The sequence below is a fragment of the Acinetobacter pseudolwoffii genome, assembly GCF_002803605.1.
Lineage (GTDB): Bacteria > Pseudomonadota > Gammaproteobacteria > Pseudomonadales > Moraxellaceae > Acinetobacter > Acinetobacter pseudolwoffii.
On sequence record NZ_PHRG01000017.1, the window covers coordinates 1 to 11,144 of the forward strand.

Annotated in this window: 4 protein-coding genes; 3 read left to right on the top strand and 1 reads right to left on the bottom strand. The window is 39.6% G+C overall.

Annotated features, from left to right (window positions below; genetic code table 11):
* Nucleotides 1–615: 615 nt before the first annotated feature.
* A complete protein-coding gene (locus CWI32_RS14535; protein WP_100535613.1) occupies nt 616–6,528 on the top strand; it encodes a GA-like domain-containing protein in 5,913 nt (1,970 codons plus the stop codon).
* A 57-nt stretch (nt 6,529–6,585) separates the two neighbouring features.
* Here CWI32_RS14535 and CWI32_RS14540 read toward each other — a convergent pair whose 3' ends face one another.
* Nucleotides 6,586–7,086 (bottom strand): hypothetical protein, encoded by a 501-nt coding sequence (locus CWI32_RS14540; RefSeq protein ID WP_252146120.1) that lies wholly within the window; start codon nt 7,084–7,086, stop codon nt 6,586–6,588.
* A gap of 950 nt (nt 7,087–8,036) precedes the next feature.
* Between CWI32_RS14540 and CWI32_RS14545 the strand changes: the two genes are divergently transcribed.
* Nucleotides 8,037–10,166 carry a TonB-dependent receptor gene (locus tag CWI32_RS14545; protein WP_100535615.1) on the top strand — a complete coding sequence of 710 codons (2,130 nt, stop codon included), beginning with the start codon at nt 8,037–8,039 and terminating at the stop codon, nt 10,164–10,166.
* A 304-nt stretch (nt 10,167–10,470) separates the two neighbouring features.
* Nucleotides 10,471–11,061, top strand: a complete 591-nt coding sequence (locus CWI32_RS14550; protein ID WP_005169595.1) for a DUF4142 domain-containing protein — start codon at nt 10,471–10,473, stop codon at nt 11,059–11,061.
* The last annotated feature ends 83 nt before the right edge of the window (nt 11,062–11,144 follow it).

Here is an 11,144-nt window from a genome sequence, read left to right on the forward strand (position 1 = left end):
ACTATTGAACATCAGGACGAGAGTTGTGAGTTTGGTGTGGTAACTCAACTGATGGCTCTAGTCCTCTTATTTTTCAAGTCAATTTCTTATCCGCGATTCGGGTTAATTAATTTAAATTTATTTTCTTTTAAATATTTTTAACTAGGTTATCTAGCCAAACCAAAATGAGGCTAGATAATTAAATAATACTATTAATCTATGAATAAAATAAATATATAAACATAAAATTTAAAAATATATATAAAAATTATAGATAATTTAGTTATAACAATACGGTAATTATTTTAATAATTTGTTACCTATGGAAATATAAGTTAACACTGTTAACAAAAATATAACTAAAATAGATTTTACGTGATTATTATCATTTTATTTTTAATTTATGTGATATTAGTCACAAATTATCACTTAAAATTATTATGGTTTATAAAATTTAAATTATTAAAAATCAACATTGTATTTTATTTTAAAATCTATAAATCCAAAATAGGTTTATTAATTTGAACGAAGTTTTTAATGCTATATTTTTTGCAATTTTCAACTCTTGTTTTTAATGCTATGTAAGTTTTGTTGGATTTTAGGCGTTAAAAAATTATAAAGGGTAGGAAATATAATATGGCTAATATTGAAATACGCTCTGTGGAGAGTGGGAATATCATTCAAAACACTAGTGAAAGTGTTGTGAGTCTTAATCAAAGTTCTATTGTTAAGATAAATCTAAATACTGAAGAGGTTGCAAGTATTGTCCGTCAGGGGGATGCTGCAGTTATCACCCTTAAAAATGGTGAAATTATAACGATTGAAAATTATTTTAATTATCCAATTGAAACCAGCCAAATTCTTTTTGAAAATGAAGGCGAATTGATCTGGGCACAATTTACGGATGCTACAGGTGCTGTTTTAGACAGTGTAAATTATATTCCTTTAAATGAGGCAGCTCTAATAGCTGGTGAGTCCGTAGCAGGTGCTGCTCTTTCACCTTGGTTAATTGGAGCAGGGCTTGCCGCAGGTCTCGGAGGAGCGATTGCAGCAGTACAAGATGATTCTGGTAGTAAAAATAGTAAAGATACAACAGCACCAGATGCACCAACAGCTATAGATGTAAGTCAAAATGGCTTGGAGGTAACAGGTAAAGCTGAACCGAATTCAATCATTACAATCAAAGATCGTAATGGCAATGTAATTGGTACTGGTCAAACAGATGCAGATGGTAATTTTAAGGTTATCTTGAGCAATCCACTGAAAGATAATGATGAAATCCAAGTTACTGCCACTGATGCGGCAAATAATGAATCCGATCCTACAAAGTATATTGTTGACTTAGGTAACATAGATACGGATGCTGCAGAAAAATTAGTAACGGAAGCGGAAACAGCTCAGCAAGTAGCAGAAGGCTTACTTGCTGAACTACAAAAAGATGGTCTGATCACGCCTGAAGAGCGACAGCAAATTCAGGATGCGGCAGATGCTGCCGCAGAGGCTAAAAATGCAGCTCAAGACGCAGTTACCGCCTTACCGGATAGTGCGGCCAAAGATGGTTTGCAAGATCGTCTGGATGCAATCAATGATCCAATCACAGTACCAGCAGTCAATGATGCTGACGGTAATGGGGTTGTGGATGATATCGCAGCAGCAGTAGCTGATGCAGAAGACGCGGTACAAAATGCAGAAAACCTGTATGAAGCAGCAGAAACTGCACTGAGCAATGCTGACACTGACGGGAATGGCTTAATCACACCGGAAGAGCAGCAAACCGTTCAGGATGCGATTGATGCAGCGCAGGCTGCCAAAGATGCCGCTCAAATCAAAGTCAATGCAGTGCCTGAAGATGCAGGCAAGGCCGACTTCCAGGAGCGCCTTGATGCACTTGAGCCGATCACTGTACCTGAAGTGACCGATAGCAATGGCAATGGGATTGATGATGCGGATACAGCTGCAGAAGCTGCAGCTGAGTTGGTAACGGAAGCGGAAACAGCCCAGCAAGCAGCAGAAAACTTACTTGCTGAACTACAAAAAGATGGTCTGATCACGCCTGAAGAGCGACAGCAAATTCAGGATGCGGCAGATGCTGCCGCAGAGGCTAAAAATGCAGCTCAAGACGCAGTTACCGCCTTACCGGATAGTGCGGCCAAAGATGGTTTGCAAGATCGTCTGGATGCAATCAATGATCCAATCACAGTACCAGCAGTCAATGATGCTGACGGTAATGGGGTTGTGGATGATATCGCAGCAGCAGTAGCTGATGCAGAAGACGCGGTACAAAATGCAGAAAACCTGTATGAAGCAGCAGAAACTGCACTGAGCAATGCTGACACTGACGGGAATGGCTTAATCACACCGGAAGAGCAGCAAACCGTTCAGGATGCGATTGATGCAGCGCAGGCTGCCAAAGATGCCGCTCAAATCAAAGTCAATGCAGTGCCTGAAGATGCAGGCAAGGCCGACTTCCAGGAGCGCCTTGATGCACTTGAGCCGATCACTGTACCTGAAGTGACCGATAGCAATGGCAATGGGATTGATGATGCGGATACAGCTGCAGAAGCTGCAGCTGAGTTGGTAACGGAAGCGGAAACAGCCCAGCAAGCAGCAGAAAACTTACTTGCTGAACTACAAAAAGATGGTCTGATCACGCCTGAAGAGCGACAGCAAATTCAGGATGCGGCAGATGCTGCCGCAGAGGCTAAAAATGCAGCTCAAGACGCAGTTACCGCCTTACCGGATAGTGCGGCCAAAGATGGTTTGCAAGATCGTCTGGATGCAATCAATGATCCAATCATCGTCCCAGCTGTGAGCTTTGCTTATGATGACGATATTAATCTGGATATGGGTAATGAGATTTCGATCACCAATCCTGAGGTTGTCGACGAAAATGTTCAAGTGATTAATTTGCTTGAGTCTACTGGGGGTATAGATGCGGGAACAGAGGTAGTACTGTCAGGTTCAATCAATAGTCTCGCGATTTCTATTTCACAAACATCCTTACTTGCAGTAGCTGATGCTTATCGTGTTGATGTTTTAGATGGAAATGGGAATATTGTGTATTCAGCAGTAACCCCAAACTCTCAATTAGTTGGTGATGTGGCAGGGTTGGGGATATTAGGAATTGCAGGAAATAATAATACTTTAACTGCAACAGTATCTGATTTACCAGCAGGAACTTACCGTGTTGTAGTGAGTAATAATGCAAGTGTATTAACGAATTTACTTGATACTGATGGTGGTGGTATTTCTTTGCAAGAGCTGGGGGATGCAGGTGTATTGCTAGGTGCAGATAACCAGGAAATTATTCTTGAAGCTGTCAGTAATGCCTTAGGTGGTGGTGCGATTGCAGGTTTGGTAACAGATATTGTCTTACCACCGGTTCTTCAGTTAGTAAATGGATTACCTGCTGATGAGCTTGTTAGTGCATTAAACAAGAGTCTACTCAGTAATGCTAATGCTATTTCCTTACTTGGCTTTAGTGTGACAGGTTTACTCAATACTATTATTGATGCAACTGCAACTGCGCTGCTTTCAAATACCCTGACTTTATTGCAAGAAACTAGTATTACTACTCAGGTGACTTCAACGACATTTGAAAAAAATACTGTAGGGGATAATGTCTTAGACAATGATGACAGCAGTACTTCAGCAACAGTTACTAAAATCCAATTTGGAGGCAGCGCAGCGCAAGAGGTGACTGCAGACGGTGTAAGTATTAACGGAGAGTATGGTGTTTTAACAATTTATGCTGATGGATCATATGCTTATGTTGGAAATGGTGAGCTTAAATCTATCGGAAAATCAGAAGTATTTACTTATTCAGTGTTAAATGAAGATGGGGTAACTGATACTGCAACTTTAACTATTAATATTTTGGATCGTTATGCACCTGATGCGCCTATAGTTAATCCAATAAATAATGTTAATAATATTACTGGTACTGCAGAAGCTGGCTCAACAGTGATTGTAACTACTGAGAGTGGTAATGAAATTGGCAGGGCAGTAGCAGGGGGAGATGGTTTATGGTCAATCCCAAATCCAGGCTTAACAAGTGGAACAATACTGAATGCCGTAACCATTGATCTAGCGGGTAATTCTTCTCAAACCGTAAGTACAAGCGTTGATGCCCAAGCTCCAATAGTAACTCTTGTGACAAATACAACAGGTGATAGTACGCCAATTTTACAAGGGACAATTGACGATCCTACAGCAACAATTGTTGTGACTGTAGATGGCATTAATTATGCAGCAGTAAATAATGGTGATGGTACATGGACACTTGCCGATGGCCAGCTTCCAGAATTAGCTGATGGTAGTTATAACGTTACTGTGCAAGCTCTTGATGTCGCAGGTAATAAAAGTACACTTACAGAAAGTTTAGTGGTTGAGGCGGTTCTATTTGCCAATGATGATTTAAATAATGTGAATGTACTAGATAGCGTTTTGGAAGGTAACTTAAATGGCGTAAATGGTTATACATTTGGATTGCTTAGTACCGATGTGTTATCGGGGGTAGTTGATGTAAATATAGCTACTAATGGCTTTAGATTTACAGTGATTGGAGATACTACCCAAGATATTTCTATTGATGTAAGTGGCACTACTGGTGTTGATGTATCAATTGGTTTGGTAACTTATGCAAATCTTTTATTAATTAATATAGATACAGGTGAAATTGTTTCAAGGGTACAAAATGGTTTAAAACTAGAACCATGGGTACTAACCACACGATTGGTAGCAAATAATGTAGAGTTTACTAATATTCCAGAAGGCAACTACACTATTGGTTTCTCTTCTACATCTGTTGATGGATTTCTCAATTCATTATTGGAGGGAGTTGTTGATCTCAATCTTCTCAGTGCAAGTAGAATCACTATTAATGATTCAACCCAATATTCGACAGCAGATGCTATAGGTAATGTATTAGCGGGTGGAGCGGGTACGGATATAGCAGATATCGGTGATGGTATGAGGGTGACAGAAGTCATTTCTGCTGAAACGACATATGCAGTCAATACGCCAATCGCAAACATAGGAGAGACAGCAATTGCAGGCAGTCACGGTATTCTTTACATGCAAGCAGATGGGTCATACCGTTATGTAAGTAATGGTGATGCCAAGGATGTAGCTAAAGTTGATACATTCACGTATACAGTAGCTGATGCAGCTGGTAATACTTCGCAAGCCTATCTTAACATCCGTACTGATGCAGAAGGTGCAACGATTGTTTGGAATGAAAATGATCTTCAAGCTGATGGTGTGATTACTGTAAATGCACTTGATGATGATACAACCGTATCAATTGCCCAAACTAATTCGATAAGTGGATTATTGTCAAAAATAGAAACTCCTGAGACAGCTGCAACGCTAACCTTAAGAAATGTTACAAGTGAAACATCAGGAGGGCCCATCCCGGTTACTACCTATACTGCTACGATGAGCAATACTTATACTAGCTCAAATGAGTTCACAGTCAGCGAAAACACAATAGCAAATGGTAGATTAAATATTGTTGCTAAGTTAAATGATGGTGCATTAGGACTGGGGTTGGTAGATGACACATGGGGGCAAGTAATTGCAACTTACCAAGTTTTAGATGCTGATGGTAATTCTGTTACGGGACTGAATGGTGATTTGACGGTTGTTGATGGAGGATTGGGTACAGATACTTATGAAGCATCTGTTGAACTCCCTAATTTGCAAGCTGGCACTTATACTCTTGCGATTAATGTCATAAATTTAACAACAGATAGAGGACTAACTCAAACTTTGCTTGCCTCAAATAATGGGGAGTTCACAGTTGAAACGACACTTTCAGTGATTGAAACTTCATTAAATGACTTTACAACTATAGAGGGTATATATAGTGAAGAGGGTAATTTACTGGAAGATGATATCATTTCTAATATAGCGACTTTCACCATTCAACAAGGCGCAGAGATATATCACTTTGAAAATGGGCATATCTACCAGAATGATGTTTTGCTGCAAAATCAGAATTCTGTAAATATTACTGGTACTTATGGAATATTAAATATTGAAGCAAGTGGTAAATACACTTACACAACGCAAGATGGCAACAGTATTGGTCAAACAGAGAGTTTTACTTATACTGTAAATGATGTGAGCGGTTTATCTGATACTGCGAACCTGAATATTGGAATAGGCGCTTCAATTACAGGTAGCCGTTATGATGATAGTTATTCAAGCCATGTAGGCGTAGCAGATACTGTTATTTATAATGTACTTGAAGGTGCAGAAACAGATGCAACTGGCGGAAATGGTACAGATATCTGGACTGATTTTAACATTGATGAAGGTGATCAAATCGACATTTCAGCATTGTTACAAGATCAAGACGTTAGTGCTAGTACCTTGAGTAATTATGTCACTCTTGAACAACGAGGTGATGATACCGTAGTCACAATTGATCGTGATGGCTCTGCAACTGATATTACCTATGCAAAAACTGATTTGATTATCCTTGAAAATACAACAGCTGCTAATTTGGCGTTGGATGATCTAATAAAATATAATCAAATTTAAAAATTCAAATCTTAATAACAAACCCCGCCTCGGCGGGGTTTTTGTATCTAATATTATTTAAAGCGTCAAAAACCAGGTCGATGCAATTACCACCATAATAATGATCACCAGTAAAATTTTAATAATGGTCGTTCGATGTTGTGGCGGAAGTTTGGCCTTGGTCAGGGCATTGCCTGCATGGTCAAACAGAATGACATTCTGCACACTACTTTCATAACTAAGTTCTAGCAAAGCTCGTTTTTCAAGTTCAGTCAAACCATCTTCAGGCAAGTCCATAATTTGTAGCAGCGCAATAGAGCTAAATAATTTCTGCATCATAGAGGTCGGTAAAAGCTGCTTTAGTGTCACCGCAGCTGCATCAAAGTCCGCGATGATACTCCGTGGATGGGCATAAGGCACCTCGGGCAGTAACGTATGCGTAATCGTGCCATCGACATTCATCAACTGCATTTTGTCCTTATAGATTTGCACCCATAAAGCATCGGGAAATTTTACTAATTGATCTTGCAGCATGGAAATGTTCTTATCTTGCTGATACTTACCCATTAAATAAGCCATAAACCAAGCCTGCATCAAGACCGGATTTGTAAGACTTGGTTATTTGGCTGTAGCAATATATTTATTATTTTCTTGTCAGGTTTCAGTCGCTTGGCAGTTGCATCTTTACAAGAATGCGTATTAGGGTAAATACTAGTATTTGCCATCAGCTACAACGTTCTGCCTTATACAAGCAATGAATGCCAACGCCCAGATTTTGGACAAGAATGACTGCATGAAATGGCTTGTTCACGCGTCATTTCATCGCTCAAATTGTCTTAATCGCCCCGATTCCTACTACTTAAATTACATAAAATAGCATCAACAACTAAAATTCTTTACGCCATATATGGCCTGAAAAATTTGCATAATCCTTGTTTGGATATTTTTACAAGCGGCTAATACTGCTGTCACTCTCTTCATCCTCATCTCGGCTGGAGTATCTATCCATCTAAATGAAAATTAACTCCCAGAGCAAAAAAGTAACTTAAGGCTTCATACATTTTCAGCAACTTTAGGATAAAAGCACTTCAATCTTTACATGAAAGCGAATGTTTTTATCGGCATGATTTTAGCTTTGAACAAATAGTCTTTAACACTTTGCAATAAGCTCTGATGCATCATTTTTGATGATGGATTCTGCTTCAGAAAATACAGCAGTTAAGCTTGTATAGAAATGATGTTGATTTGTTTTATGAGCTTATAAGTGCCCTGATAACCCTATAAAATATTAAACAAATAATTAAGGGGCATAATTTTGAATAACTCGAGGAAAGACTTTTATAAATTACTGTGCTGAATAAACTCACTCGATCAAGAGGTTTAAAAATATTTATCTCTGTATTTTGATAACTAGAACCAGAGTTTGTAGATCATTGTAGATCAATCCGGTTTAAAGAATAAATAACCTGATTTGCTCCAGCAGTATATAGATTTTTCTGAGTCATATCGAAAAACAGGAACCAAAAATTATGCAGCATCGACTTCAATATTTTCCTATAAAAATCGCATTATCCTGTCTAATCGCTTGTCTGACTCAGATGCTTTATGCCGAAAATGCGGTAACAGAAGTACAAAAACTTGCACCGATTATTGTGCAGGCGACCCGTACTGACCGGGAGCGTTTAAGCACACCCGCTTCAGTGTATTATCTCAATCAGGAACAACAGAACAGCCTGAATGTGAATCTTTCGGAAACCTTAAAGGGTGTTCCAGGGCTACAGCTCAATAATCGTGAAAACTATGCCCAAGATTTGCAAATTTCAATGCGTGGCTTTGGTGCCCGTTCCAGTTTTGGGGTACGCGGCGTGCGTTTATATGTCGATGGAATTCCGGCGACCATGCCGGATGGGCAGGGGCAAACCTCGAATATTGACTTGAACAGTCTGGAGCATATTGAAGTTTTAGGCGGTGCATTTTCATCGCTATATGGTAATTCTTCCGGAGGGACAATTTTAACCACCACACGGGAAGGGCAAGGTGCTGATTCGATCGAACTGGGTCATTCTGCCGGCAGTCAACATAAAGGTCAGACCAAGCTGGTTTTGCAGGGCGGTTCAGAAAATGCCAATGAGCCGAGCTATATGATCAGTTCATCCTATTTTGATACTGACGGTTTTCGGGATCATAGCGGTGCGCATAAAGTTCTGAGTAATGCCAAGCTGACTTGGGATCTGGAGGACGGCTCTAAAATTAACTGGATTAATAATTACGTTAAAATAGCTGCGGATGATCCCGGTGGTTTAACTCGCGAACAGTGGCAAGCCAATCCTAAACAGGTCGCTGAGAATGTCCTTTTATATAATGCACGTAAGGAAACTGAACAGCTGCAAACCGGGATAACCTGGAATAAACCGATCAATGATCAGCATGAACTCTACGGGATGGCCTATTGGGGACAACGGGCAGTGACCCAGTACCAGTCGATTCCTCGTACAGCGCAAGGTGGAGTCAATCATGCCGGTGGCGTGATTGATTTTGACCGTCATTTCTACGGCACTGACCTGCGCTGGACAGGTAAAGATATTTTTCCAAATACTAAACTGATTGCTGGTATTGCCGTGGATGCCATGAGCGAAGAGCGCAAAGGCTACCAAAACTTTGTCGGTGATACCTTGGGGGTAAAAGGTGAACTACGCCGGGATGAAGACAATCGCTTGTGGAATCTTGATCCTTATTTACAAGCATCCTATGCATTCTTGCCAAACGGGACATTCGATGCTGGTTTGCGTTATAGCAATGTGCATTTTAAATCTAAAGATAAATTCCTGTCCAATGGCGATAATTCCGGTAAAACCGATTATCAAAAGTTATTGCCCTCTTTAGCTTTAAGCTGGCAGCCCTTACCCGAATTGATGGCTTATGCCAGTTATGCCCAAGGTTTTGAAACCCCCACATTTACCGAAATGTCTTATCCGGCAAATACTGCTGAAAACCGCAGCTTGAGTTTAAAAGCAGCAGAAAGTGAAAGCTATGAAGTGGGTTTGAAATCTGCTAATGCTTGGGGGGATTTCACCGTAGCCGCCTTTCGGACCAGAACCGAAAATGATATTGTTTCTGCGGGAAATGAGGGTGGGCGCGCTACCTTCCGTAATGCAGATAAAACCTTAAGAGAAGGTGTAGAACTTTCCTGGAACAAAAACCTGTGGCGAGATCTGACAGCACAAGCCAGCTATAGCTATATTGATGCCACTTTTGATGCAGATATTCCTGAACTTCGGAATGATGAAGGAGAGGTTGTAGTATCTAGAGTAGCATCGGGGAACTATATTCCGGGGATTGCCAAAAATCAGGCATTTTTAAGTCTGGGCTGGAAGCCTGAAAATGGCTTAAGGGCTGGCTTTGATGTGCGTTACTCCGACAAGATTTATGTGAATGACTTAAATTCTGATACTGCACCAAGCTACACAGTCGCTGGTGCAAATATTGGCTATCACTGGAAAATGCAGGATTGGGCAGTGAATACTTTTGCACGGGTGGACAATCTGTTGGATAAAGACTATTCGGGTTCAGTCATCGTCAATGAAAGTAATGGTCGTTTCTATGAACCGGCAGAAGGGCGTCATTGGAGTGCGGGGGTGAGTATGACAAAAGTATTTTAATTCAAAGCATTAAAAGTTACTTTATTTTTATGTGTCTAGAAAATAAAAAAACGACAGGTGATTGGTATATTTTGAAATCTGGGTCAAAATATATAAAACTTGCCATTCGCATATTGATTATTTTAATAAGTCCATTTTTTACTGACCTGAAATAAATAAACTAATCACTAACAGTCTTTGCTTAACTTAATAAACGCTTTATATATTGCTTAAAAAAACAACTCAAACATTACACTGTTTTTAATCTAATTCACCTATTTTATAAAGGCAAAATTAATCAATAAAACCTTAAAAGGATGCCATTATAAAAGCTATTTTAATGAAGAAGATGATTCAGTGTGCTGCAGTCAGTGGTGTATTGGTTTTTGCTGCAGGCCAAACTATGGCAATGAATCAACAATCTAAGAATACTGCTCAACAGCATTCCCAAGTGTCGAATGACAGTCGTGTGACTTTAACTGACAGTCAGGTGATTAAGGTATTAAGTACAGCGAACAACGGTGAGATTAAGCAGGCAAAAACAGCCCTGCCTAAACTGAAGACAGATGAAGCCCGCAAGTATGCCCAAATGATGATTAATGATCATTCAGCAAATGAGAAAAAAGCTCAAGCCTTGGCAAATCGTTTAAATTTAACGCCACAAACCAGCACTCTCAGTACTGGATTGCAAAATGATAGTGATAAGGTGGTGGCCAAACTGAGTCAGTCATCCGTAACAGATAAGGACTATATGATGAGTCAAGTTGAAGTCCATCGTAAAGTGGTGACAATGCTCGACAAGCAGTTGATTCCAAATGCTAAAAATATAGAGTTAAAGAATATGCTGACGCAAACCCGTACTGCGGTTGCTGCACATTTGAAGAAAGCTGAACAAATCGTTGAAAAGATGAAATAATTTAATAATCATTCAATAAAAAAACCGCCATTAATGGCGGTTTTTTTTTTTTTAATATTTTATTAAAATAGAGAAAAAGAAAG